The sequence below is a fragment of the Haloferax larsenii genome, from assembly GCF_024730625.1.
GTDB classification, from domain to species: domain Archaea; phylum Halobacteriota; class Halobacteria; order Halobacteriales; family Haloferacaceae; genus Haloferax; species Haloferax larsenii.
In genome coordinates, this window is the sequence record NZ_CP078063.1 from 2,872,791 (window position 1) to 2,898,381 (window position 25,591).

Annotated in this window: 25 protein-coding genes and 1 tRNA gene; 8 read left to right on the forward strand and 18 right to left on the reverse strand. The window is 62.5% G+C overall.

What is annotated here, in order from left to right; translation table 11 throughout:
• Positions 1 to 13: 13 nt before the first annotated feature.
• The gene (locus KU306_RS14930) at positions 14 to 1,633 is read left to right on the forward strand and encodes a globin-coupled sensor protein (RefSeq protein ID WP_258302386.1); all 1,620 of its coding nucleotides are present in this window, start codon (positions 14 to 16) and stop codon (positions 1,631 to 1,633) included.
• 154 nt (positions 1,634 to 1,787) lie between these two features.
• Here KU306_RS14930 and ndk read toward each other — a convergent pair whose 3' ends face one another.
• From ndk to rpl7ae, 4 genes are read right to left on the reverse strand one after another with little or no spacing between them, the layout of a single operon-like run.
• Positions 1,788 to 2,252 (reverse strand): nucleoside-diphosphate kinase, encoded by a 465-nt coding sequence (gene ndk, locus KU306_RS14935; RefSeq protein ID WP_007543467.1) that lies wholly within the window; start codon positions 2,250 to 2,252, stop codon positions 1,788 to 1,790.
• Entirely contained in the window at positions 2,253 to 2,447 is a 195-nt protein-coding gene (locus KU306_RS14940) for a 50S ribosomal protein L24e (RefSeq protein WP_007543465.1), read from the reverse strand.
• 2 nt (positions 2,448 to 2,449) lie between these two features.
• Entirely contained in the window at positions 2,450 to 2,674 is a 225-nt protein-coding gene (locus KU306_RS14945; protein WP_007543463.1) for a 30S ribosomal protein S28e, read from the reverse strand.
• A 6-nt stretch (positions 2,675 to 2,680) separates the two neighbouring features.
• The gene (gene rpl7ae, locus KU306_RS14950) at positions 2,681 to 3,043 is read right to left on the reverse strand and encodes a 50S ribosomal protein L7Ae (RefSeq protein ID WP_007543462.1); all 363 of its coding nucleotides are present in this window, start codon (positions 3,041 to 3,043) and stop codon (positions 2,681 to 2,683) included.
• Between the two features lie 379 nt (positions 3,044 to 3,422).
• Between rpl7ae and tmcA the strand changes: the two genes are divergently transcribed.
• Both tmcA and KU306_RS14960 read left to right on the forward strand, forming a co-directional pair.
• A complete protein-coding gene (tmcA, locus tag KU306_RS14955; RefSeq protein ID WP_258302387.1) occupies positions 3,423 to 5,708 on the forward strand; it encodes a tRNA(Met) cytidine acetyltransferase TmcA in 2,286 nt (761 codons plus the stop codon).
• Between the two features lie 2 nt (positions 5,709 to 5,710).
• The gene (locus KU306_RS14960; protein ID WP_007543459.1) at positions 5,711 to 5,875 is read left to right on the forward strand and encodes a DUF8014 family protein; all 165 of its coding nucleotides are present in this window, start codon (positions 5,711 to 5,713) and stop codon (positions 5,873 to 5,875) included.
• Positions 5,876 to 5,887: 12 nt separating this feature from the next.
• On the opposite strand, the gene KU306_RS14965 is transcribed toward KU306_RS14960, so the two are convergent.
• From KU306_RS14965 to KU306_RS14990, 6 genes are all read right to left on the reverse strand, one after another.
• A complete protein-coding gene (locus tag KU306_RS14965) occupies positions 5,888 to 6,622 on the reverse strand; it encodes a GNAT family N-acetyltransferase (protein ID WP_258302388.1) in 735 nt (244 codons plus the stop codon).
• Positions 6,623 to 6,724: 102 nt separating this feature from the next.
• Entirely contained in the window at positions 6,725 to 7,150 is a 426-nt protein-coding gene (locus tag KU306_RS14970; protein WP_258302389.1) for a DUF8055 family protein, read from the reverse strand.
• Positions 7,151 to 7,154: 4 nt separating this feature from the next.
• A complete protein-coding gene (locus tag KU306_RS14975) occupies positions 7,155 to 8,819 on the reverse strand; it encodes an FAD-dependent monooxygenase (RefSeq protein WP_258302390.1) in 1,665 nt (554 codons plus the stop codon).
• Complete coding sequence (locus KU306_RS14980; RefSeq protein ID WP_258302391.1) at positions 8,816 to 10,513, reverse strand: electron transfer flavoprotein subunit alpha/FixB family protein; 1,698 nt, start codon at positions 10,511 to 10,513, stop codon at positions 8,816 to 8,818. Before KU306_RS14980 ends, KU306_RS14975 begins: the two co-directional genes overlap by 4 nt.
• Before the next feature lie 2 nt (positions 10,514 to 10,515).
• Positions 10,516 to 11,388 carry an electron transfer flavoprotein subunit beta/FixA family protein gene (locus KU306_RS14985; protein WP_258302392.1) on the reverse strand — a complete coding sequence of 291 codons (873 nt, stop codon included), beginning with the start codon at positions 11,386 to 11,388 and terminating at the stop codon, positions 10,516 to 10,518.
• 138 nt (positions 11,389 to 11,526) lie between these two features.
• Complete coding sequence (locus KU306_RS14990) at positions 11,527 to 11,856, reverse strand: 4Fe-4S dicluster domain-containing protein (protein WP_007543453.1); 330 nt, start codon at positions 11,854 to 11,856, stop codon at positions 11,527 to 11,529.
• A gap of 126 nt (positions 11,857 to 11,982) precedes the next feature.
• Between KU306_RS14990 and KU306_RS14995 the strand changes: the two genes are divergently transcribed.
• Complete coding sequence (locus KU306_RS14995) at positions 11,983 to 12,462, forward strand: DUF456 domain-containing protein (protein WP_007543452.1); 480 nt, start codon at positions 11,983 to 11,985, stop codon at positions 12,460 to 12,462.
• Between the two features lie 24 nt (positions 12,463 to 12,486).
• Here KU306_RS14995 and KU306_RS15000 read toward each other — a convergent pair whose 3' ends face one another.
• The 6 genes from KU306_RS15000 to KU306_RS15025 all read right to left on the reverse strand — a co-directional run bounded on the left by KU306_RS15000 (position 12,487) and on the right by KU306_RS15025 (position 20,119).
• Positions 12,487 to 13,113 (reverse strand): cyclase family protein, encoded by a 627-nt coding sequence (locus KU306_RS15000; protein ID WP_258302393.1) that lies wholly within the window; start codon positions 13,111 to 13,113, stop codon positions 12,487 to 12,489.
• A 179-nt stretch (positions 13,114 to 13,292) separates the two neighbouring features.
• On the reverse strand, positions 13,293 to 14,330 hold the full coding sequence (locus tag KU306_RS15005; RefSeq protein WP_258302394.1) for a DUF7958 family protein: 1,038 nt from the start codon (positions 14,328 to 14,330) through the stop codon (positions 13,293 to 13,295).
• Positions 14,331 to 14,332: 2 nt separating this feature from the next.
• Positions 14,333 to 15,409: an eCIS core domain-containing protein gene (locus KU306_RS15010; RefSeq protein WP_425499529.1), complete on the reverse strand. Its 1,077-nt coding sequence runs from the start codon at positions 15,407 to 15,409 to the stop codon at positions 14,333 to 14,335.
• A gap of 342 nt (positions 15,410 to 15,751) precedes the next feature.
• Complete coding sequence (locus KU306_RS15015) at positions 15,752 to 17,464, reverse strand: glutamate--tRNA ligase (RefSeq protein WP_258302396.1); 1,713 nt, start codon at positions 17,462 to 17,464, stop codon at positions 15,752 to 15,754.
• Positions 17,465 to 17,720: 256 nt separating this feature from the next.
• A complete protein-coding gene (gene idsA3, locus KU306_RS15020) occupies positions 17,721 to 18,767 on the reverse strand; it encodes a geranylfarnesyl diphosphate synthase (RefSeq protein WP_007543432.1) in 1,047 nt (348 codons plus the stop codon).
• Positions 18,767 to 20,119, reverse strand: a complete 1,353-nt coding sequence (locus tag KU306_RS15025) for a ribonuclease J (protein WP_007543429.1) — start codon at positions 20,117 to 20,119, stop codon at positions 18,767 to 18,769. The genes idsA3 and KU306_RS15025 overlap by 1 nt, the downstream gene beginning before the upstream one ends.
• A gap of 510 nt (positions 20,120 to 20,629) precedes the next feature.
• Here KU306_RS15025 and KU306_RS15030 point away from each other — a divergent pair.
• The 3 genes from KU306_RS15030 (at position 20,630) to purF (ending at position 22,893) form a co-directional block, all read left to right on the forward strand.
• A complete protein-coding gene (locus KU306_RS15030; protein WP_007543428.1) occupies positions 20,630 to 20,857 on the forward strand; it encodes an LSM domain-containing protein in 228 nt (75 codons plus the stop codon).
• Positions 20,854 to 21,030, forward strand: a complete 177-nt coding sequence (locus tag KU306_RS15035; RefSeq protein WP_004042936.1) for a 50S ribosomal protein L37e — start codon at positions 20,854 to 20,856, stop codon at positions 21,028 to 21,030. The genes KU306_RS15030 and KU306_RS15035 overlap by 4 nt, the downstream gene beginning before the upstream one ends.
• A gap of 384 nt (positions 21,031 to 21,414) precedes the next feature.
• Complete coding sequence (gene purF, locus KU306_RS15040; RefSeq protein WP_007543426.1) at positions 21,415 to 22,893, forward strand: amidophosphoribosyltransferase; 1,479 nt, start codon at positions 21,415 to 21,417, stop codon at positions 22,891 to 22,893.
• 328 nt (positions 22,894 to 23,221) lie between these two features.
• Here the strand turns inward: purF and KU306_RS15045 are convergent, their stop codons facing one another.
• Positions 23,222 to 23,782: a DUF420 domain-containing protein gene (locus KU306_RS15045; protein WP_258302397.1), complete on the reverse strand. Its 561-nt coding sequence runs from the start codon at positions 23,780 to 23,782 to the stop codon at positions 23,222 to 23,224.
• A gap of 143 nt (positions 23,783 to 23,925) precedes the next feature.
• Here KU306_RS15045 and KU306_RS15050 point away from each other — a divergent pair.
• Positions 23,926 to 24,010 (forward strand) — tRNA-Leu (locus KU306_RS15050).
• Positions 24,011 to 24,568: 558 nt separating this feature from the next.
• Here KU306_RS15050 and KU306_RS15055 read toward each other — a convergent pair.
• The gene (locus tag KU306_RS15055) at positions 24,569 to 25,384 is read right to left on the reverse strand and encodes a hypothetical protein (RefSeq protein ID WP_258302398.1); all 816 of its coding nucleotides are present in this window, start codon (positions 25,382 to 25,384) and stop codon (positions 24,569 to 24,571) included.
• Between the last annotated feature and the right edge of the window lie 207 nt (positions 25,385 to 25,591).

Here is a 25,591-nt window from a genome sequence, read left to right on the forward strand (position 1 = left end):
TTATTAAGCTGACATGACTAGAGATGGCTCTTCACCGACCGCTCTTCGACACCTCGTCGATGGCAAAGCGTTGCTCGCGGCGCTCGACGTCGACAGAGACGAAATAGAGTGGCGGAAGTCGTTTACGGGGTTCAGTGCAACTGACCAACGGCGACTTTCGTCACTTGACCCGACATTGAAGGCGGTCAGTCCCGACCTCGTCGAAGAGTTCTACGACCACTTACACCAGTATCCCGAGACGCGTGCCATCCTTGGACGGTCGACTCGAACCGTCGACCAACTGAAAACGACACAGACCGAGTATCTCTTGTCGCTTTCAAACGGACACTACGGGCCGTCGTACTTCCAAGAGCGCGCCCGTATCGGGAAGATTCACGACATGCTCGACCTCGGTCCGAAGGTGTACCTCGGAGCGTTCACCATCTACTACGAGGGGTTAATTCGCGCACTCGCCGACGACTCGCTCGAATCGAACCCCAACGACGCCTCGGCGGCCGTCGAAACGCTCTGTGAGAACCTCTTGTCGGTGTTTCGACTACTCAGCCTCGACCAGCAAATTGCGATGGATACGTACATCCACTCGTACGCCGAGCAGACCGAGCAGGCACTCGACAGACAACTCGAACTCACGACGCGCATGGAAGTCGACGTCGGACAGTCTCTCGATACACTCGAACAGTCGTCTCGGTCGGTCGCCAACGATGCGAGTAACATCGAGTCCATCGCGACCCAGCAAACCAAGGACATGGACACGATTACGACGGAGATGTCGAACCTTTCGGCGACTATCGAAGAGATTGCGGCGACGACCGACGAGGTGTGTTCGACCTCGCGCGAAGCGGCGACACTGGCAGACGACGGACAGGCGTCGGCGGAGACTGCACTCGACGCCATGTCGGATATGAGCGTCGCAGCCGAGGAACTGGCGTCTGATATGGAGTCCCTTCGCGACCAAACCGAACGCATCACCTCGCTCGTCGAGATTATCGACTCTATCGCCGACCGAACCAACCTCCTTTCTCTGAACGCCTCTATCGAAGCCGCCCGCGCCGGTGACGCAGGTCGGGGATTCGCTGTCGTCGCAGACGAAGTCAAGCACTTGGCTAGTTCGGCGAAAGAGCAGGCCGAAGAAATCGACGCACTCGTCGAGGATATCACCGACAACAGCGACGCGATGGCCGAGAGCTTCGACCACACGACGACGCAGATGACCCACACGTCGGCCGAGGTCGAGTCCGCGATGACGACACTCGACAAGATTTCGACCGCCGTTCGTGACATCGACGCCTCCTTGGCAGAGGTAAACGACGCGACCGATTCGCAGGCCACGTCGAGTGAGGAAGTCACCAGTATGGTCTCGGAACTCGCCGACCAAGCCGCGGAAGTCGCAGACCGTATCAGTGACGTCGCATCGGAGTGCGACGACCAGAACGAACAGGTTCGCTCGATTCGAGCGGCGGTTGACGCTCTGACTCAACTCACCGACGAGACGGTTCACGAGCGGGACTCTCCGCCGTTCGCAACCGGTCACTCCCCTGAGACGCCCGTGAATTCAGACGTGACGTACGTCGACGAGCCCTTCTCGCTCGATTCGCGCCCGCCCCACTCCGGGACCGACGAGTCCAGTTCCTGACGGGGGTATCGATTCGGCTGCGTCTACTGTGGCCAATTCACACACTTCGACGGAGTGTCGCCAATAGGTGATCGAGAGCGCGGACGAGAGGATGCCGTACAGACGTGGCGGCCGCTCCTCTCGGGGAAAGAAAATCGAAAAACCGCGACCCGACTTACTCGTAGAGCCAGGTTTCGTCGATGCGCTCGTAGTCGACCAGTTCGTCGTCGTCGAAGAACAGGTCGATTTCGCGCTCGTTCGCGCCCTCGTCCTCGTGGTCGGAGCCGTGGATGACGTTCCGACCGAGGTCGAGACCGTAGTCACCGCGGATGGTACCGGGAGCGGACTCGGCGGGGTCGGTCTCGCCCATCATGCGGCGGACCTGTCGCGTCGCGTCCTGACCTTCCCAGACCATCGCGAAGACGGGACCGGAGGTGATGAAGTCGACGAGACCCTCGAAGAACGGCTTGCCCTCGTGCTCGCCGTAGTGTTCGTGGGCGAGTTCCTCGTCGATTTGCATGAACTTGCCGGCGACCATCTTCAGACCGCGGTCTTCGAAGCGAGAGACGATGTCGCCGATGAGACCGCGCTGGACGCCGTCAGGCTTGACCATCACGAAGGTGCGCTCTGCGTCGGACATTTAGTTGTCCTCCCCTCGTGCGCGCTGACCGGCTTCCGTCCACTCCAGGTCACGGGCCTCGCGACCGAGGAAGTAGTTCTTCTCGGCCTTCGAGTCCTTGAAGTGGAGGATGGTACCGTCGTTCTTGACGTACATCGTGCCCGTGCCGGGCTCGATGTCTTCACCACTGTAGTCGCAGGTTCGCTTCTCAACCATGTTCACTGACCTCCGATGGAGTCGGCGTCACGCTGGGTCTCGCGCAGCTGGAGAATGTCGCCCTCACGGACGGGACCCAGCACGTTTCGCGTGATGATGCGCCCTTTGTTGGAGCCCTCTTGGATGCGGCACTTGACCTGCATGGCCTCGCCGTGCATCCCTGTCTTTCCAACGACTTCGATGACTTCAGCAGAGGTCGAGTCGCTGGCTTGTTCGTCCGCGCTCATGGTCAGTTATCGAAGGTCCTCGACCTTGGTCGCGATGTCCTCGACATCGTCCGACGCCTCACCGGCGTCGACGATTGCCGCGGCCGCACTGCCGACTTCGAGGCCGGCGGCGTGGCCGATGTCGTCTTGCGTCTCGACGAAGAGGAACGGGATGCCCTTCTCGTCTGCGAGTTCGGGCAGGTGCATGACGATTTCCTCGGGGGAGACGTCTTCGGCGATGAGGACGAGCTGAGCGTTGCCACGCTCGATTGCCTTGGTCGTTTCGTTGGTTCCTTTCTTCACGATACCAGTATCTCGGGCGACCTCGAGCGCCTCGACGGCGCTGTCAGCGAGGTCGGCCGGTACGTCGAATTCTACGTAGACAGCCATTGTTGTTCACCTATATCCTGCTCGCGGGCTCGACTCCCTCGCCGGCGCACCGGTCGGTCGAAACTGACCGGCAGGCACAATCCCTACGGCGAGGAGGTTCATCAACCCCGGACAGGCTGTACACATCCCTTGCTTTGGCCCCCATAAAAGCGCTTTCAAAATCTCGACGGCGTGCGACGGGTCCGCACGCGCTGAGAACTCCGACTCGTGTCGCACCCACATAATCTGACAACGCATCATCCCGTGACCGACTTGTGTCACCCCCGTAACCGACTCACGTCACCCCCGTGACCGACGGTGGACGCGTCGTGACCGACGAAAGGAGAGACACCATGGTTCGACCGAAGGAAGTGAATACGTTCGTGGACTATCCATTCGTATGACTCGTTCCGGCGACCCGTCCGTCTCCGACTCGCCCGCCGGTACACCCGACATCGAGAGGCTCGCCGCCGCCCGGCGCGACGAGGCGCTGGCGACCAACCAGCGCCGGTTGGTCGTCCTCTCGGGCGACCGCGACAGCGGCATCGACGCCGCCTTCGACGTGGTTCGCGGTGCCGACGTGCCGGACGACGAGGTGACGTTCGTCACGACCCGCGAGGGGTTCCGGTTCGAACGCATCGAGCCGCGACACGCAGCAAACCTCCTCGGGACCACCCGAACCGTCGTCGTCCTCGACGCCCACGACGACTTCGCTCCGAACGCGCTCGGTCGTGTCGCGGGCGCTATCGACGGCGGCGGTCTGCTCGTACTTCTCACGCCCTCGCTCGACGAGTGGGCGAGTGACCGAAACTCGTTCGACGAGCGACTCGCTGTCCCGCCAGCGACCGTCGAAGACGTGTCGGGGCGCTTCCGCACGCGACTCGTCTCGACACTCCGCGACCACCCGGGTGTCGCGCTCGTGAACCTCGACACCGGTACTGTCGAGCGAGACGGCGCGTACGAACAGGGAATCACGTTCGACATCCCGCTGCCGCCGGTTCCGCGCGACCGGCTCTTCCCGCGACGCGCCTACGAGGACTGCCTCACAGCCGACCAGTCCGACGCGCTCGCGGCCCTCGAAGTCCTCCACGGAGACGACGCCGCAGTCGTCGTCGAAGCGGACCGCGGCCGTGGCAAGTCCAGTGCTGCCGGGCTCGCCGCCGGCTCTCTCGCGGCCGAGGGACGGGACGTCGTCGTAACCGCCCCCGGAAAACGGAACGCTGCCGAAGTGTTCGTCCGGGCCGAGCGACTGCTGGACGACCTCGGCGCACTGTCCAGCGGAAGCGCCGACGCGTTCGACCTCTCGGCACGCGGCAGCGGTCGAGTCCGGTACGTCCCGCCGACGGAGGCTGGAGCCGAAGCGGGCCACGAGACCGTCCTCATCGTCGACGAAGCCGCTGCACTCCCCGTCAGACTCCTCTCGTCGTATCTCGACGCGCCCGCAGTCGCGTTCTGTACGACTGTCAGGGGCTACGAAGGCGCAGGGCGCGGCTTTTCCGTCCGGTTCCGCGACCGACTCGACGAGTCGTCACACGAGGTGACTGACGTGCGTCTCGACCACCCGATTCGATACGCTGTCGGCGACCCCGTGGAGTCGTGGACCTTCCGCGCGCTCCTCTTAGATGCGCGGCCGCCGGTCGAGGAGTTAATCGAGGACGCGGCCCACAGCACCGTCGCGTACCGCCGACTCACGCCAGACGACCTGCTCGCCGACGAGCACCTGCTTCGGGAAGCGTTCGGCCTGCTCGTGCTCGCGCATTACCGAACCGAGCCCGACGACCTCGCGCGCCTCCTCGACGCGCCGAATCTGACGCTCCGGGCGCTCACCTTCGACGACCGAGTTGTCTCGGTTGCGCTCCTCGCGCGAGAAGGCGGCTTGGACGCCGAGACGCGCCAGCACATGTACGAAGGCGGTCGCATCCGCGGGAACATGCTTCCCGACGTGTTCACGAGTCAACTCCGAGACGAGCAGGCCGGTGTCCCCGTGGGTTATCGCGTAATGCGCATCGCCACCCACCACGCGGTTCGCTCGCGCGGGCTCGGGTCGCACCTGCTCTCGTCCATCCGAAACGAGTTCGAAGACGACGCGGACTATCTCGGGGTTGGCTTCGGTGCGACACCCGAACTGCTCTCGTTTTGGCGCGACAACGGGTATCGAACCGTCCACCTCTCGACGACCCGCAACGACACCAGTGGCGAGTACTCCGCGCTGATGATGCACCCGCTGTCAGAAGCCGGTGAGACGCTCCACGACCGGCACGCACGCTGGTTCCTCGGCCGCATCGGCGACGTGCTGACTGACGCGCTCTCAGACCTCGACCCCGACGTCGCGCGGGCGGCGCTCGCTGCGGTCGACCCCGAGTTCGCACCGTCGCTGTCTCCCTACGAATGGCGAGTCGTCGTCGGAGCCTCGTACGGCCCGGGGCAGTACACGTCTGCACCGGGGGCGTTTCGAGAACTCGCGCTCGCCCACCTCACGGCACCAAAAAACGTCTCGCTCACGAAGCTGGAAGAACGACTCCTCGTCAGGAAGGTGTTGCAGGCGCGGCCGTGGACACCTGTCGCCGATGAACTCGGCTTCCATTCGACCGCGCAGTGCATGCGCGCCCTCGGCGACGCGTTCGAACCGCTCGTGGACTACTACGGCAGCGACGTTGCAGTCGCCGAACGGGGGCGATACGAGTAATCATGTCCGAATGCACCGAACCCGACTGCGACAACGTCGCGGCGGTCAGACTCCACATTCCGTGGGCTGCCGATAGAGACGTCTGTCCGGGACATGCTCGGGCGCTCGCGCAGCAGGATGGCGTCGTCGCGATTCCGCTCGACGATGCAGAAGAAAACTGGTCGTAGGGGTGGCTGGCTTCACCGGAGGCTGAAGGCCATCATCACTTCGTCGACGTACTCACCGTTTATCTTGTAGTGGTTCTCGCGGACCGCCTCGGTCTCCCACCCGTGTTCTTCGAGGAACGTGATTGCGCCCTCGTTGGTGGCGGGAACGCTGTTGTACAGTTTTTCGAAGCCGTGTTCGCGCGCCCAGCGGACGCCGCGGTCGAGGAGCTTACTCCCGATGCCGTGGCCGCGGAACTTAGAGCGCGTTCCGACTGTCAGAACGGCCGTGTGGCTCAGTTTCTCGGCTTCCGGCAGGTCGAGGTGGACCCACCCGGCGAGGTGGTCGTCGGTCGTCGCGACGAACACCATGCGAGAACTGAGTTCGTTGTGTCGCAGGACGACCTCCTCGTGGTCGATGATGTCCGCGACCGTCTCGGCTTCGATGTAGGTCCCCTCGTCGGCGACTTCGTGGATGGCGTCGACGAGACTTTCGAGGTCCACGTCTTGGGCCATCCGAATGGTCACGTCGAGGTCGTCGAGCATGTGTACCTCCTCTTCGCCGGGCGCGTAGGCGACCTGGACGTGGTTGCCGACCTTTCGGATGTAGCCGTCTCGTCGCAGAATCGTCAGATGTGTCCCCAGCGCCGCCGGGTCGAAGTTGAGCGCACGGCGTACCTCGTCCTCGCGGACGGTCCCGTGGCGCTCGATGTACTCGTAGATGTCCTTGCGGTCCTTGTGGTCGAAGTTGAGACTGTCTGTGACTTCCATGGTACACAATAACACCCATGGTTAATAATTGTTGTTCGTGATAGTTACCACGTAGGAATCGGTTTCGGTGTCGGACTCAGGAGAGCTTTTCCGCCGACGCGTTCACCGCCGCGTCGGAACACACGTCAACAGTTGTGCCGTGTCGCGGACGTTGTGCGTCTTGAGCAGTATCTCCGCGGCCTCGCGGATGGTGAAGTCGGCATCGAGTTCGACGCCGTAACACCGGGCATACAGCGAGAGCCAATCGTTGAGGGCGCGGTGGAGGAGCCGAAACTCGTCTTCTGTGAACCGGACCATGGTGCCACCGGTTCGTGCCTCGATGTAGAGAGACACGGCCGGACCGACGCCCTCGCGGGCGTACGATATCGCCCGCTCGTCTGCGCGTTCGTCGTCCGGCGGCTCGAACGACTCGCGAGCCTCACGCGCCTCGGCAGCGAGGTCGCGGGCGCGCTGGCCGAACCGGACGTGTTCCGGGTCCCGGTCAGTGTCGACATCGGTCGGTGGGCGCGGCGTGGTGTCTCCCGGCATCGACTCACCCCTGATTGAACTCGACGCCTTTCCCGCCGCGCGGGTGGGTCCACTCCGTGTCGGCGACGACGGCGCAGGTGCCGCACTCGACACAGGGCTGTGTGTCGAGGCTGACGACACGCTCTTCGGACCCGTTGGTTCGGACGAACTCCTCGCGGTAGCAGCCGCCGCCGAAGTCGACCGCACTCACGGGGCAGGCCGACACAGCAGCCCCACTCGCCTCGAAGGAGTTGTCGAGAACCGTGATGTGGGGGTTTCCGATGTCGGTGTCGTAGGTGAGGTTCTCGATGCGGGCTTCGAGGTCCGGCGGTGACACGTCGTTCGTCTCCCGAATTTTCGTGCCGAGTTCCTCGGCGATGACCGTCGGGAGCGTGACGTACGGCGTCCGCGTGTCGGGAATCATCGACGAGAGCGCAGGCGTGTTGTAGAGGCGTTCGAGTTGCCCCGAGAGCGCCCGAATCCCAAACCGGCCGACAGACGAGGTGAGGACGCCGTCGACGAGGTCAGTGACCGAGTCGCGCTCGGTGATGCCGCGCATCAGCTCGTATCCCTGCGGGCGGAGTTTCTGCATCACGCCTTCGCGCTTGAGCTTTTTCGCGTAGAGTGTCCCGGCGTCTTCCGGGCTGTTTCGGGACTTCGCCTGCGCGTACGCCTCTGCTGCGAGCGCCCCCGCGCTGACAGCGTGGTTCATCCCCTTGATGATGGGGCCTTGCGCCTGCATCTGCCCGGCCGCGTCGCCGACGACCATGAGCCGACCGAAGTGCGGTTCGCGGAGTGCGACCTTCTTCGAGTCGGGGACGAGTTTGGCGCTGTACTCGACTTCGACGTAGTCTTCGTCTAACCACTGCCCGAGAAGCGGGTGGGTCAGCATGGCGTCGAGCAGTTCGTGTGGTTCGGCCCGTTCCGCGACGAGACTGTCGAGGTGGAAGACGGTGCCCAGCGACAGCGACTCGCGGTTCGTGTAGAGGAACCCGCCGCCGCGGACGCCCGAAAACAGGTCGCCAGAGAAGAGGTGGGCCGCGCCCTCGTCTTCGCCCACGTCGAACCGGTCGGCGATGACGTCGGCGGGCATATTGACGACGGCTTTGACGCCCTGGAACCACTCTTCGGGTTCGTCCCAGTCCATCAGCCCCGCGTCGCGGGCGAGTTCCGAGTTCACCCCGTCGGCGGCGACGATGACATCCGCCGTAATCGGGTCGAGTTCGTCCGTCGTGACGCCGACTATCTTCCCGTCTTCGCGGAGGAGGCCGTTCACGTGAACGTCGGTCAAGAGGCCGCCGCCGGTCTCGCGCGTTCGCTCGTGGACGCGCTCGGCCAGCCACGAGTCCATCTTCCGGCGGAGGACGGCGTCGGACCACTCGGTGTCGTGTTCGTGTAGTCGCGTCAGGTCGAACGACTCCACCTTCGAACCCGCGATGTTGTGGATTCGGTAGGTGGTGATTGGTCGCTCTGCCGCCTCCTCCCGAAAGCCGGGAAAGAGGTCGTCGATGGTGTACGGGGCCGACTCCTCGGCGTAGATGAGTCCGCCGGAGACGTTCTTCGACCCCGCTTCGACCCCGCGTTCGAGGACGAGCGTCTCGATTCCGTAGTTGGCGAACGTCGCTGCTGCCGCGGCACCGCCGGGGCCTGCCCCGACGACGAGTGCTTCGTAGTGTTCGTATTCAGTCATCGCGTGTCACCTCCCTCAGCCGCCGTGTCTCCCCCGTCGCTGGCGATTGCCTCCCCTAACTGCCCTTCTTTCAGCGCCTCGGTCAGACGCGGGAGCACCTCGAAGAGGTCGCCCTCGATGAAGTAATCGGAGAAGTCCCTGATTCGGGCGTTCGGGTCGGTGTTGATAGAGACGATAGTGTCCGACTCGTCCATGCCGACCTTGTGCTGGACGGCACCCGAGATGCCCGCCGCGATGTACAGTTTGGGCGCGACTATCTGGCCCGTCTCACCGATTTGTCTGTCTTCGTGGGTGTACTGCTCGACGTGGCCGTCGAATTGGTACGAGCCAGTGACGATACCGCGTGTGACGCCGATTTCGGCGTCGTCGAACTGCCCCGCGAGTTCTTGGGCGAGTTCGATGCCGCGCGTCGGGTCGTCGCCGATACCACGGCCGACCGCGACGATAACGTCGTGGCCGGTCAGGTCGATTCCCTCGTCTAACTGGTCGAAGTCGGTAACTGTGACGGGGAACCAGTCGTCGTCGAGCGGCGCGTCGTGTTCGACGACGAGTCCCTCACGCGCGGGGTCGGGGTCCGGAACGTCGAAACTTCCGGGGATGACCGACGCACCCTGCGGGTGGAATTCTCTGGTCGGGTTGTCGATACAGAGAATCGTCGAGTACTCGAACCCGGAGAAGTCCGGGCGCTTCATGTGGAGGATGCGCTCGAACTCCTTTTTCTCCCCGGCGACGCCGGTCTTGACGGGGTTCGAGATGACTTCTTCTGTGATGTAGAGCCCGGAGCAGTCGCTCGCGAGACCCGAGTCGAGTTCGCCCTGCACGAGCGCCGAGAGGTCGCGGCCGTTGTTCGTCGCCGGGAAGAGGACGTATCGTGGCTTGTCGTAGTCGCGCCAGTCTTCGTCGCGGCCACCGGTCACCTCGCCGCCGTCGTGGCTCGCGCCGGCCCGCGCCATGTCGCAGAATATCTCCGTGTAGGCCTTGTGTTGGAACCGGCCGAGTCGGTCGTCCTCGCGGACGACGACCACGTCTGCGCCGTACGCGACGACGTCCTCGACGTGTTTCGACACGTCGTCGCCGATGAGGACCGCGACGACTCGTTCCTGTTCGTCGTAGTCGTCGTTGTACTGGTCCATCAGTTGGCGGGCCTTGCCGAGCATCTCCTTGGACACGTCGATGAGTTCGCCCGCCTGCGTCTCGCAGTAGACCCACATGTCGCGGTAGACACCGCCGCGAAGCGCCCGAACGTGGCGTTTGTCCCGCGTCGGGTGGTCGAGGTCCGGGTGTCGCTCCTCGGGCGGGCGCTCGTCGATTTCGGCCTCCGCGGCCTCCTCGTCGCTTCCCTGTACCGAGTCGATACGGTTCTGAATGAGACGCTTGACCGACCCGCGGTCCTCACCCGACTCCTCGCGTTCGAGGAGTGATTCGAGGTCCGAGATGTCGTCGATGCCTTGGAGCGCGTTTCCGACGTCGGCCGCGCTCATCTCCGAGAGGTCGAGACCGTCGGCGTCGGCCGGTTCCTCGTCGTCCTCGGAGAACTTCTCGATACGACTCTCGATGAGTGCGATGGCTCCGGCGCGGTTCTCGCCGCGGTGTTCCTTCTGGAGAATCTCCTCTAACTCGGCGACGTTATCGATGTCCTTGATAGCTGGCCCGAGCTCTGCAATCTCGTGGTCTCCCGGGTCGAAGTCGGTCACGGTCAGTCACCTCCTGCGGCGGCCGCGTCACCGGCAAGTGCAGACTGCATCGCCTCCAGCACGTCGTCCATAGCCTCCGAGTCGTCGGGGTCGACCATCGTCGCCTCGCGCTCGGCAGGTGCCTTCGGTATCGGGTCCACGGAGGAGACGATAGTCGGCGACCCATCGAGACCGATGTAGTCCGGGTCGAGGTTGACGTCGGTGTGGTCCCAGACCGTCAGGTGGTCTTCGTAGTGTTCGGCGCGTTCTTTCGTCTCTTCGCGGAGGTCCTTCAGTGTGAGTCGGTGGCCCGCCGAGCGATACGACGGGACGAACTCCGGGTCGGTGACGACGAACGCCGGAAGCGACGTCTCGACCGTCTCTATCTCTTCGATATCGCCCTCGACGAGACGTTTCGCTCGCAGGATACCCTCCTCTTCGTCGACATCCAGCGAGATGACGTGGGTGACAAGCGGCATGTCGAGACACCAATTTGCCTGTGGTCCGGTGTGGCCTGTCTCCCCGTCAGCCGTCTTGAATCCAGCAAATACGATGTCGGGTTCGCCGAGTTTCTCGATGCCCGCGCTGAGTGTAATCGCCGTCGCCCACGTGTCGGCAGCGGCCATCTCACGGTCGGAGACGAGAAAGAGGTCGTCGGCGTACACCGATGCCATCGCCTCCTGTAGCACCTCCTTGTATCCCGGCGGTCCCATGCTCATCACGCTGACCCGACCCCCGTGTCGAACCCGTGTTTGCAGCGCGGCCTCCAGAGCGAACTGGTCGTTCGGGTTCATCACTGTGGGCGTCTTCCCCCGTTCGAGGTGCCCATCCTCGTCGAACGATACCTGGCCTTCCCGGAAGTCAGGAACGCCTTTCGTGAGTACGACTGTGTGCATTGAGAACTTCCCTCACATTAGTGTGACCTCAGATTCATAATAATCTTTTGTGCAACTCGTGCGGAAATTCAGCGAAGGCAGCGGCTCAACGGCCGCGAAACATCGAAATAGTGGGCGTACCGTGTCAGGACAGCGCGCTCAGATGCGCCCTGCGCGCCCCGGGTCGACGTCGATAGCGTCCACCGGACAGACGTCGACACAGAGCATACAGTCGATACACTGGTCTTCGTGTGTCGGTTCGGCCTTCAACTCTGACTCGGGATGTCCCGGGGTATCGACCCAGGTAAACACGTCGACGGGGCAGTCTTCGAGACAGGCACCGTCGGCGAGACAGATGTCGAAGTCGACGGCGACGTGTGTTCCGTGGATGCCGAGTTTCTCCGGCGGGTCGACCGGTCCCCACACGGCGACGCCGTTCTCTTCGCCGACCTTCTCTCGGTTCTGCTCGAAGTTAGGGTCGATAGCCATGTTAGTAAGTACCATTCATCGACGAGACAATAAATCATACCCCGAATAACCGTCGGTACCCCAGGAAGTGTGTTCGTTCACCACCGGTCGAATACGTGATTACCCTCCCGCTCGAACTGACCCGACATGGACCTGTTCTTCTGGATTGCTATCGCCCTCCTCGTCCTCGGAATCGTCGGGAGTGTGCTCCCGTTGCTCCCGGGTGCGCTCTTCTCGGTCGTCGCCGTCCTCCTCTACTGGTGGTCGACCGGCTTCAGCGACCCCAGTCTGCTCGGCGTCGTCGGCCTCTTGTTGGTCGGTGTCGTGGCTCTCGCGGCCGATTACGGGGCTGGCTTCGTCGCGGCCCGCGTCGGCGGTGCGTCGAACCGAACCTCGCTGCTCGCGGCGGTCGTCGGGTTCGTCCTCATGTTCGTCCTCGGCCCGCTCGGCATCTTCGTCGGCGTCGCCGGGACCGTCTTCGTCGTCGAGTATCTCGAACACGAAGACGCCGAACAGAGCGGTCTTCGGGCACTCTACGCGACCGTGGGCGTCCTCGCCTCGTCGGCAGTGCAGGTGTTCCTGACCTTCTCGATGCTGGTCGGGTTCGTCCTCGCTGTCGTGTTCTGACTCGCACTTCACCCTGCCCCCGACTCACACTTCCGCGACGACTCGCGCAGGCGCTCCGTCGGCGTCGACCCGAAGCGGCATCACGAAGAGGTCGAACTCGCGGTCCACTGGAAGCGCCTCCAACCCACATAGATTCTCGACGATGAGCAGTTCTGCCCCCAAGACCGCGTGATGAACTGGAACGCCGTCGCCACCGGTCGGGTCGGGACTGAGCGCGTCGATACCGACCGAAACTCCGTGGTCCGCGCACCACTGCCCGGTCTCGGGTGCCAGTGCCGGATGGTCGGTCATTCGCTCGGTTCCCCACTCGCGTTCCCAGCCAGTTCGGAAGACGAGGAAGTCCACGTCGTCGACCGCCCCATCGGGAACCGCGTCGCGTCCGACGAGTTCTCCCGCGCCGACGCCACGGCAGTCGACTACTCGCGCGGTAAAGCGCAGGTCTTCGACCGCGTAGGTGTCGAGTGTTCGCCCGTCCGGTTCGGTGTGAGATGGTGCATCGACGTGCGTCCCGGCGTGTGTTCCGAGTTCGAGATGCGATACACGATAGCCGTCGGTGTCGAAGTCGGCGTGCGATTCGACGGCGACTGGCGGGTCGCCGGGATAGGTCGGCATCCCGGATTCGACGAGGCGGGTGAGGTCAACGAGCGTCACGAGTGGTGGTATGATGGCGTCGGCGGTAAAACGAGTGTTCGCTATCTGTGTTTGCCCCAGTAAGTGGACGCGAAGTAATTGCCCACGGTGAATGCTCGGGCGTTGATGTCTTCAGAAGCTTTCAGCAGTCGAACTAGCCAATCGGTCCCCGAGATACCGGAGGATAAATTCGCCGAGGGTCAGGCCTTGGTTTGTACGGTTTTGTTAGCGGGCTCGTGTTCGTAGGCACCTTCGGGTGTGTTCTCTACGTACCACGTGTCAATCTCGGCGTTGGGGTCGAAGTATTCATCGTAGATGTCGTAGCTGGCGTATAGCCCCGTAGCCTCGTGGCGACCGTGGCCGAGAATACGGAACTGCTCGGGTGGCGCGATTCCCATCGTGAGATAGCAATCCCGAATCTGGCACAGCAGGTGTCTGGCGACTTGGGCCTGCAGTTCGGTAATCGAGTCCGGCTCGAAGGGGAAGATTTCGATGCGGGCGGCCGGGTCACGATTAAGGTCGGGTTGGTCTCCCCATTGGGTATGGTACTCTCCCGGCGGGTCATCCCAGTGTACGTGAATGCCCGAGGTAGCTTCCAGTAGGAGTCCCTCGCTGAGACTTGGGAGTGAGTCAGGGTCTCGGTCGGATGCCTCTGCGATTAGCTCTTTGAAGGTCGGAACGAACTCTGCTCCGACCGGAGTTTCTCCGCCAACACCGACGGACTTGCTGACCAGTTCCATCAGTTTGGGGTCAGCAAGGATATCGGCCGCGATTGTCCCCAGAGTCTCATCTTCGAGACCAACGTAGATGTCTTTCTGGTAGACTGTTCCACCACCCTGTTCGGGGACGCCCTCGGGCATCTCGATGGGCGAATCAACAGTTCCATTGATACTCTGGAAGTGCTGATAATAGTCTCCCAAATGCGCCTCCGCAACTTCGGGTGCCAGCGGTGTCAGAGCAATTGCGGCTGCTGTGATGCGATCCGGATTCTCCGTTGGAGGAACCGTGTCGTATCCCCGCTTGCGGTACACCCAGTACTTCGCAAAGCGGCGAGCCTGATTGACGTGGATGTTTTCGGCTCTTGTCCGCTCACTCGGGTCGTCCGGGTAGCCGTCTTGCTGATGTCCTGTTATTTGCCCATCCCTCTTTCTTACGTCAAGGATGTGTTCAGCACCAGCATTATCTCGCAGGTTGACGCCAACTAATTTGTCATTCTCTCCAGTAATTACGGCTTTCATTTCTAGACATTTCCTCCTTCACCGAGCACAGTTTCCGACCCAGTCCCATCAGACACCTCTTGGGCAACTCGTCTGGCTTCGTCGAGCCATGTTTCTGGTGGGTCCATCTCACCGAGTTGCTTCATCCACGATTCCGGGAAGCTGGCCTCGGCGAGCCGGTCTTGGAAGCTGATATCTTTTAACTGCTGTTGCGCGTTGTTTTTCGCGGCGCGCACGCCTTTGACGCCCGGGATGATGTTTGCGTAAGCCGCCATTTGAGCTTTGAATCCTTCATAGGCAACTTCGTGGCCGTCGATATCATCCCAGTTTTCCTTGATCTCCTGCAACTGCTCGCCTTCCTCCAGCATCTTCGGAATCATCATCTGACTGGCCACCAGTGCAGTTGCACCGCCAAGAACGGTTTCTGCGCCAGTCATCCGCTGAACGTGGACATCGGACTGCTGCATCCGATGAACGCCGATTTTACCGCCACGCATCACACGCTGAGCGGTTTCTTCGGCTTCGCGCTCCAGACGTTCGTCCGGGTCAATCTCTAACTCACCCTTCTGCGGCAGCATCGACACCGCGCCCCCGGTCTGCTGGCGAACGTGCGCTAACTCGTGCGCGAGGACGTGCTGTCCCTCCGCCGAACTCGGGTCGTACTCGCCGTGGTTGAACGCGATGTGATTGCCGACGGTAAAGGCACGAGCGTTGATGTCCTCACAGGCTTTCGCAGCACTCGGGCCGGTGTGAATCCGAACGTCACCCAGATTGTCACCCATGCGCTCTTCCATCGCGCGCTGGATGCTCGTATCGAGTTGCTGGCCGGGCGAGGAAATCACGTCTCGAACCGAGTCGGGAACCTGCGCGTCACCGGCTTTCGACGCTTCGTGATGCGCGCCGCGACTGCGCTGAACCGACTTCGCGTTCCGGCGCTCGATATCCTTCGGAACCTCAGCAGGGCGTTCCTGCTGACGCTCGCGGAACTGTCGCATGTCCCGCGGTTTGCCCATCGTGTCCACGGTCATGCCTTCGTCGGCCCACTGTCTCACTTGGCTTGCGCCGTGGCTCTGGACGAGGCGTTGCACCTGGACCTCCATTCCGGGGCGATACATCTCCAAGCCGAACTGAGCTGTGGAGTCCTGTGCCGTCGGCGACCCACCACCGCGCTGACTACGGTCAGACCTACCTGTCAACTCCTGAATCGACGGGACGACCGAGGACTGTTGGCCCTCGCTCGTCTTCTCACTCGCAGAGCGAAATCCCATCTTGCCATTGACTTGATAGCCATCCTATATATTGTTTGTTGCTTGAATGAAACCTTAAAATATATCCCAGTGGGTAACTGGTTCTGGGGTTCTGCGGCGCTCGAAAGAACTGCTGCGGGAAGGTAGGTAGAAACACCCGGTCGAGGCTCTGCACCTGACCCGAGTGAGGCCGCGTTACTTGTGCGCGAAGTAGACGACAGTCTCGTCGTCACCGCGGTCGTCCACGCGGACGAAGCCGACGCGCTCGAACTGGACGAGTTCGTCGACAGGGACGTCGGCGAAGTCGGGTTCCGCGACGCCCGTCACGTCACCATCCATCGTGCGCATCCGAACCGAGACACCGTCGGCGGGTGCCCAGTGAATCACGTCGACGTCGCCCTCGCGGACCACGTCGAGGTCGTCGCCAGTAGCGACGAGCGTGTCGTCTTCGCGGCGGACGGCACCGAAGCCCTTGAGCCAGACGCGGTCGCCTTCGGCGGGTACGTCGCCCGATTCGAGGAGGACGCTGTCGCCGACGGGGATGTCGCGGGTACCGCGGTCTTCGAAACTCGGGTGGAGTGGCGGGTGGGCCGTGTCGGGGCCGCCCTCGACGGCGAATTCTTCCCCGTCCCGGACGAGGAAGTAGCGGTCCGTCTCGTCGTCCACGAGGTCGCGGTTGTTCGAGTAGATGGAACTCATCGAGAGGTCCACGTTCGAGGTGGACGTGCCGAGCGCGACCATCGCATCGACGATGGCCTGTCCGCGGATGCCGCGGCGGCGGAGGCTCTTGAGCGTCGGCGCGCGCGGGTCGTCCCAGCCGTCGAGTTCGCCGTCGTCGATGAGTTGCTTGAGCGTCGAGGTGGACATCTTCACGCCGTAGGCGTCCACCTGCACGTGGCCCCAGTGGATGACCTCGGGGTACTCCCAGTCGAAGTAGTCGTAGACGAACTGCTGGCGCTTGGCGGAGTCCTGCAGGTCGATGCCGCGGATGATGTGGGTGACGCCCGTGAGGTGGTCGTCGACGCCGGACTGGAAGTCGAGCATCGGCCACGCGCGGTAGTCTGCGGCTTCCTCGCGTGGGTGCGGCGTGTCAATCATGCGGAAGGCGACCCAGTCGCGAAGCGCGGGGTTCTTGTGCTCGATGTCGGTCTTGACGCGGAGAACCATCTCGCCAGACGCGTACTCGCCTGCGACCATGTCCTCGAACTCGTCGCGGGTCGTCTCGGCGTCCTTGTCGCGGTGTGGACACGGCTTCCCGTCGTTTTTGAGGTTCGAGAAGTCCTCACCCGAGCACGAACACGTGTACGCGCCGCCCATCTCGATGAGTTCGCGGGCGTGGTCGTAGTAGGTCTCGACACGGTCCGACGCGCGAATCACGTCGTCGGGTTCGAAGCCGAGGAAGTCGATGTCGTCGAGGATGGCGTCGTAGGCGTCGAGGTCGGGGCGCTTCGTCTCCGGGTCGGTGTCGTCGAACCGGACGATGAAGGAGCCGTCGTACATCTCCTTGTAGGTCCCGATGACGGCCGGCATGCGGGCGTGACCGATGTGCCACGGGCCGTTGGGGTTCGGCGCGGCGCGCATGCGAACCTCGTCGTACTCGTCGGCGTTCGGCAGGTCCGGAAGCAGCGAGTCGTCTTCTTCGTCTTCCGCTTCCATCTCGGCGAGTTCCTCGGGCGCGAGGTCTTCCAGTCGGTCGCGCTTTTCGGTGTTCGAGAGGCTGTTGACCTCCGAGACGACCGGGCCGATGACGCCCGGAATCTCACCGCCGTGCTGACGGAAGTCGGGGTTCTCGCCCATCAGTGGGCCCATGATGGCACCCACGTCGGCGTCGCTGTCGTGTTTGACCGCGTTGAGGAGGGCGTGTTTCTCCGCTTCTCGCTCTACGCGCTCTCGAAGCTCGTCGTCCATTATCGTCCGATTCCGCGGCGCGCGTAAAAACAGGCCCGGATTGCGGGAAGGGTAATTCTCGCGCGGGCAGGGGTACGGCACATGTTAGCATTTGTGAATAGATATGTGTTGCGACGACAGCGTTACAACTCGTTTTCAGTTACTGCACGAGTCGCGTGGTAGCAACTGCACGGCTCACTTGGCACGTTCAAGAGAGAAACGGCGAGTGCGACGCTTCCCACCGAGCCGGACTCGGTGGTCGCCGCGGGCTGCGTCCTCAGTAGCCGCGCGTGATGAGGTAGTCCGCGATATCGCGGAGCAGGTCACGGGCCTCGTTGTCCGGGAGGACGTCGAGGTGGGCCTTGGCCTGGTCGGTCAGGTCTTGGGCCATGTCGCGCGCGAAGTCGATGCTACCGGCCGCTTCGAGGTCGGTGACGGCGGATTCGACCTCGCTTTCGGTGAGTTCTTCGGCCGTCTCGGCCTCGACGAGGTCGTCCACGTCGACGCCCTGCTGGCGCGCGTGGAGGGAGATGATGGTCTCCTTGCTTTCGACGAGGTCAGAACCGCGCTGCTTGCCGAGTTTCTCCGACGGGACCGTCAAGTCGAGCACGTCGTCCTGAATCTGGAACGCGCTGCCCGACTTGAGACCGTACTGGTAGAGTGCCTCGACCACGTCGTCGTCGGCACCCATGAGGACCGCCGGGATGGCGGCCGCAGTGCCGTAGAGCACTGCCGTCTTGAGTTCGACCATCTGGAGGTACTCGTCGGGGAGCACCTCGGTCCGGCGTTCGAACTCGATGTCGAGCGCTTGCCCTTCGCAGATTTGCGTACACGTGGTCGCGAGTCGACGAACGGCTTCGAGGCCGTCTGCCGGGTCCGACCCAGTCTTCGTCAGCAGTTCGAAGGCTTTCGCGTACAGCGTGTCACCCGCGAGGATGGCGGTCTCGGTGTCGTACTCCTTGTGGACCGCCGGAACGCCGCGACGAAGGGCGTCGTCGTCCATGATGTCGTCGTGAATGAGCGTGAACGACTGGATGACTTCGATGCCGACGGCGGCGACCATCACGTCGATGGCGTCGCCCGAGAGCGTCGGGAACGCGCGGTAGTCTTCCGACATCGGTTCGACGTCGGCGAGGGACTCGGCCGTCAAGAGCGAGACTGTCGGGCGAAGGCGCTTGCCGCCAGCCTTCAGGAGGTACCGAGAGGCTTCGTAGAGCCGCTCCGGCTCCGCCATCGGCACGTCCTCGTCGAGTGCCTCGTTCACGAGTTCGCGTCGCTCGCGAATCGCTTCGAGCACTCGCTGTTCCGTCGCGTCAGGGCTCATCAGTCCACCAGTTGAATCATGTTGCCGTTCCGCGTCACGTGGAGGTCGCGGCCGAGGGCGTAGCCCTGACTCTCCGCGAGGTCCACGTACGGAGCGAAGCCTTTCAGGTTCTGGTGAGCCGGGATGAGGTGTTTGGGCTGGAGTGCCTGCAGCATCTCGTAGTGGCCTTCCTCACGAAGGTGGCCAGAGACGTGGATGTCGTCGTAGATGCGAGCTCCCTGCATGCGCAGGAGGCGCTCGGACTGGTAGCGCTGGCCCTCGTTGGTCGGCTCCGGGATGACCCGTGCCGAGAAGATGACCTTGTCGCCGTCTTCAATCTCGTACGGCGTCTCGCCGCGGCCCATACGGGTGAGCATCGCGCGCGGCTCGCCCTGGTGGCCCGTGACGATTGGCAGGAAGTTCTCCTTGCCTTCCTTCATGATTCGCTTGAAGGTGCGGTCGACGGACTTCCGGTGACCGTACATGCCGAGGTCGTCCGGCAGGTCGACGAAGCCGAGGCGCTCGGCCGTGCCGGAGTACTTCTCCATCGAGCGGCCGAGGAGGACCGGCTGACGACCGATGTCCTTGGCGAACTCGACGAGCGAGGAGACACGCGAGATGTGCGACGAGAACGTCGTCGCGACGATACCGCCGTCGTAGTCCTCGACGGAGGTCATGACGTCCTTGAGGTGGCGACGAGCGACGGACTCAGAGGGCGTGCGGCCCTTTCGACCGGCGTTCGTACAGTCCTCGATGTAGGCGAGGACGCCGTTGCCCTCGCGGCCGATTTCGCGGAAGCGCTTCATGTCGATTGGGTCTTCGAGGACCGGCGAGTGGTCCATCCGCTTGTCGAGACCGTAGACGACGGCACCCTCCGGCGTGTGGAGGACCGGGTTGATGGCGTCGATGATGGAGTGGGTGACGTGGACGAACTCGAGTTCGACCTGTCCGGAGTCGCCGATGGACATCATCTCGCCCGCTTCCATCTTGACGAGGTCGTTGTTGACGTTGAACTTGTTCTCGCCCTCGATTTGCTGTTTCACCAGTTCGATGGTGAACGGTGTCGCGACGATGGGCGCATCGTAGCGGTGTGCCAGCTTGGAGATGGCACCGATGTGGTCGAGGTGGCCGTGCGTCGGCACGATTGCCTGCACGTCTCCTTCGAGGTCGCTCATGACACGGTCGTCCGGGATGGCGCCCATGTCGATGAGGTCGAGGCTGTGCATCTTTTCGGTCTCAACGTTGTCGTGGATCAGAACCTGCGACAGGTTGAGGCCCATGTCGAAGACGACGACGTCGTCGCCCGCACGGACTGCCGTCATCTGACGGCCAACTTCTTCGTATCCGCCTATGGTTGCAATTTCAATTTCCATGGTTTATCTCTCGATATTCCGAGCATCGAAAGCCACGATGTGGCGAAGGTGCTCACGGAAAGACGGGTGTCTGGGGGCCACCGGCCCCGGCGTCTTGCAGCTCGTCGGTCGAATGACCCCGCGTGCGAGGCGGCCCGCATCTGGTTCGAATCGGGCACACCCGCACTTACCCGCGGGTTTGTGGTACTCCCAACTACTCACGGGGGTACTAAAAACTACGTGGGTTCACTGCGCCCGCCTGCTCGCCCGACGACGCCGGAATATGTTCGTGAATTGGTGTGAACTGCTGCTGGACGATAATGTAGTCCCACCCGGACACATGATTGTGAATCGCAAGCAACGTTGTCTCGAACTAAGTTTTCAAGCAACACATCGAGAGGCCGATACGGACAAACTGCGAGACGGAGGTCGTCACTAACTGGGATTATCACCTACCAAATGGGCGTGAACGTGGGGTGACGTGACCTTCGGTCCGGCACCTTTAAGATAACCACGAGACGGAGTTCAAACATGAGCGGTCGACCTCTCGACGTCCTCGAAGAGTCACTGGACGAACCGGTGACCGTTACTCTCAAGGACGGCAGCGCATACTACGGCGTCCTCGCTGGCTACGACCAGCACATGAACGTCGTTCTCGAAGAGTCACTCGACGACACCATGCCCGGGGATATCGAACTCGAGCAAGTCGAAGACACAACCATTATACGCGGCGATAACGTCGTGACCATCAAAGCATGACGGGTGCAGGAACCCCTAGCCAAGGAAAGAAGAACAAGACGACGCACGTCAAGTGCCGTCGCTGTGGCGAGAAGTCCTACCACGTGAAGAAGAAGGTCTGCTCGTCCTGTGGCTTCGGCAAGTCGAAGAAGCGTCGTAGCTACGCCTGGCAGTCGAAGTCCGGCGACAACTAACGAACACACTGACGGTCGATTCGACCGTTTCTGTCTTTTGTCTCGCCGCTTTCGGCGGGCACCGACAGCAACTTTCCTGACACCCGGTTCGTTCTGCAACTGTGTTACCAGTTACCACTAGCCGGGCTACTACCTCTCCTTCGGGAAGCGTCGCACACCTGTTCCAACGGAACGTCCTCTCGACGCGGCAATTTTGCCACGTGTTTTTGTCACTTGGATAGCACGCAGGCCGTCGAGGGAGTGCTCCGTCCGGGAAATGTTCGCCGCACAGATTTGTCGCTCCCGAGCAATAATATACAAGAACTTGGATAATTCAGGGTTAGAAAACCCGTGGTTACTGCATAAGGACGGGTTTTTTACCCCATGGATTCCCTACCATCTGGTATGGCAACTGGGCGGGACGACTCCCACCACATCGGCGGACTGACTGAGAAGTGTGGCGTCGTCGGCGTCGCACTCGACAGTCGAGACGCCGCACGACCCCTGTACTACTCCCTATACGCCCTCCAACATCGGGGACAGGAGTCGGCAGGCATCGTCACCCACGACGGGTTTCAACAGCACAGCCACGTCCAGATGGGCCTCGTCGGCGACGCGTTCGGTCCTGACGACCTCGACGGGCTGAAGGGGACGACTGGCATCGGTCATGTTCGGTACCCAACCGCCGGCGACGTGACGAAGTCCTGTGCGCAGCCGTTCGCCGTCTCGTTCAAGTCCGGGTCGCTCGGGCTCGCACACAACGGGAACCTCGTCAACGCGGACGAACTGCGCGACGAGTTGGAGAATCACGGGCACGCGTTCACGTCGACGGGCGACACCGAAGTCATCGCTCACGACCTCGCGCGCAACCTCCTCGAAGAAGACCTCGTCCGTGCTGTCAAGCGAACGATGGAGCGTATCCACGGCTCCTACGCGCTGACCATCATGCACGACGAGACAGTCCTCGGCGTGCGCGACCCCGAGGGTAATCGCCCGCTCTGTATTGGCAAAGTCGACGACGGCTACATTCTCGCCTCCGAATCTGCGGCCATCGACACACTCGATGGAGAACTCGTCCGCGACGTTCGACCGGGCGAACTCGTCGTTCTGTCTCCCGACGGCTCCGGATTCGACTCGTATCAACTCGTCGAACGCGAGAACACGGCCCACTGCTTCTTCGAACACGTCTACTTCGCGCGCCCCGACTCCGTGATGAACGACACGCTGGTCTACGAAGTCCGTCGCGGACTCGGTCGCAAACTCTGGGAGGAAGCGGGTGTAGATTCAGACGTCGTCATGCCCGTCCCCGACTCCGGGCGGGCGTTCGCCTCCGGTTACGCCGACGCTGCACAGGAAGACGGTGCAGGCGTCGAGTTCGCCGAGGGCCTGATGAAAAACCGCTACGTCGGCCGGACGTTCATCATGCCGACACAGGACGAACGCGAGCGTGCCGTGCGCCTGAAGCTCAACCCCATCAAGAGCACCGTCAAAGGAAAGTCGGTCACGCTCATCGACGACAGCATCGTCCGCGGGACGACTTCGACCCAACTCGTCGAACTTCTCTACGAGGCGGGTGCAGAGGAAGTTCACATGCGTATCGGTGCCCCGCCTATCGTCGCGCCGTGCTACATGGGTATCAACATGGCCACCCGCGAAGAGCTCATCGCCTCGGACAAGTCCGTCGAGGACGTCCGCGACACCATCGCCGCCGACAGCCTCAGTTATCTCTCTATCGACGCCATCTCCGAGGTGCTCGGGAAGTCCCGCGCAGACCTGTGTCTCGGCTGTGTCACCGGCGAGTACCCGTACGACATCGACGGCGAAACGACCGACCGCGACGTTACCCGCCCTGCTGTCGGTGTCGACGTACCGGTCAGCGACTGACGCGATTCACGGGCCCGAGTCGCTCCCGCTACGACATTCTATCACCCATCGAGACGGTCACGAATTCGACGATAGCATAGTCAACGCGGCGTTTCTTCACCCATGCGTCCGTCTGTGGAATCGTACTTCAGCCCATCCAGACCGGGTTTTGGGATGGAGTACGGAGTGCGACACCGACGAGGCGCTCGTCTCTCTTACGTTTGTTCGAGCGCCTTCGTCTTAGTGACCTGCCGGTCGCGTCCACGTACCACTCCCGCCTGCTCACCGCGCGCGGTGACGGACACTCCACCAGCGCCACGGTGCAGACGGGACTCTCCCTACACGCAGGCTAGTAGAGTACGTAGAGGAGGAGGTAGACGACGTTGCCGAGGACGAACGACACGAGCCACAGCGACGCCGCCAGACGTCCAAACCGAGCGTGGTTCGTTCCGAACACTTCGGAGATGGGGCGCGTCATCGCCAAGAGCAGGGCGTAGTAGACGACGGGGACACAGACGATTGCGAGAAGCATGTGAATCGCCAGCGTCGGGAGGTAGACGAATTGGTAGACTGTCTCTGGCCCGGGGAACTCCGTCGTCCCCTGGACGACGACCTTGTAGAGATAGAGGACGAGAAACGTCGCAAACAGGGCGAACGAAGCGAGCATCATCTGGCGGTGGCGCGCTATCTCGCCGCGTCGGACGAACCGAATCCCGGCGAGAATCGTCACGATAGCGGTGGTGCTGATGACGGCGTTCACGTGCGGAATCGCGCGCAGCACCTCATCGGATGCGTGCGGGATGGCTGCGCGTGGAATCGCCCCGAGAACTGCACCGAAGACGAGCGCGAGCGAGACGACCGAAAGCGCGGCAGTCAGGCCGCCGACGTGGTTGCGGGCACGGAACTCCATACCCGTACTGGAGGCCTGCGTACGCAAAATCGTTCTGTCCGAACGCAGTCCCACGGCGTCTGCAAACGCCCGACATTGCCGCGTCGAAAGGAAAGTCATTTAAATTACCGCGGGGTAACGAAGAGTGCAGCAAGACACAGCGAGCGTGGGTAGCCAAGCCAGGCCAACGGCGCAGCGTTGAGGGCGCTGTCCTGTAGAGGTCCGCCGGTTCAAATCCGGTCCCACGCATCGCATGTGCGGACTGAAAGTCCGCAATGAGGCGGCGTAGCCGCCGAATGATGCAGGTGATTTCCTACATGGACATCACCCACGCACAATCCTTCCGAACACTACGCCCCTGAGAGACGCCTCTCGGTGGGCCTTTCTGTAATTCACCAGTAGCGTTGAGGGCGCTGTCCTGTAGCGGTCCGCCGGTGAGCAGTCGGTATACCGACTGCGAACGTCGAGACGAGTGAAACGAGTCTCGGAAGTTCAAATCCGGTCCCACGCATCGCATGTGCGGACTGAAAGTCCGCAATGAGGCGGCGTAGCCGCCGAATGATGCAGGTGACGTCCCTACACGGACATCACCCACGCACAATCCTTCCGATCACTACGCCCCTGAGAGACACCTCTCTGTGGGTTCTTCTCCGTCACAAGTTTCTGGTGAATCGCCATACTGTGGTTGATTTTGTCACGAAATCACAGTACTGTATCACGAGTACCGGCGAGTGAGGTCGGTGGCGAACGAGCCATGACCGGCGCGGGTGCCGCTGCCCTTCCGGCGTCGCAATCGGTGCCGACAGCTCAGGAGAAGGCGACGACCGAAACCGCGGTGGCCGCCGCCGCCAACGCGAGATAGACGCCGTAGGTGAGCGCCCGACCCCGAAGGGAACGGCGGATCGCGTCGACGCCGCCGTCGGAGAGGAAAAGCGGCGTCTTCTCGCTCCCCCGAATGGTCGGCGTCCCCGCGTCGACGGACAGTTCGCCGTGAACCGTCAGTTGGGTCCCCTCGGGGACAGCCTTCGACAGGAAGTAGTCGTTCTTCAGATCGATGTCCGGGTCGTCGTCGATGACGCCTCGGAGCCGTTCGAGCGGCAGTTCAGTCGAGTGGTCGGCCAGCTGGACGTACGGCGAATTCCAGAGGTAGACGTGCCACGTCCGGCTCGGGAGGAAGCCAACCGGCCGTACCTCCGCCAGCTGGTCGGCGTCGTGGGTGTCTCGCAGCCACTCCGGGTCGACCCGGAGCTCCCCGTTCTCGGTCGCGACGGTGAACGATCCGAACTCGACGCCGGAGGCGAACGTCGCTCTCGCCTGTCTTGTTGTCCTGTTCTCGAAGTCGATCACCTTCTGTCCGCTCCGCGGGAACGCTGCCTGCCAGACGTACATCCCGACCGGGGCGGACAACCCGTCGGTCGCGCGGTCGCTCGCAGGGGCCTCCTCGTCGACCGTGACGTCTCCTTCGACCGTCACCCGCTCGCCGTCGACGATGGTGGGCGACTCATCAGGGATGACCCCGGACAGGGAGCGGTACAGCCGCATGGCGTTCGTCAACCGGTATGCGTAGTACAGACACAGCAGTGTGAGTGCACCACCAACCACAGCGGCCGCTACGGAGACCACTGTTTCTGAGTGTCTGCCGAATATCATTAAGCGTGACGGAGGGGCACGGACTCGGAGAGAATCCGTCGCTTCGTCTCGTGGAAATACAGTGCAGTCAGAGTATCACTTCGGCCACGGTGTCGCGTCTCAGAGTTCGGGCGGCGTGACGTTCCCGCTCATGTTTGCCGAGAACGGCAAGCAGTACGAACACGTGAAGCCAGGACACGG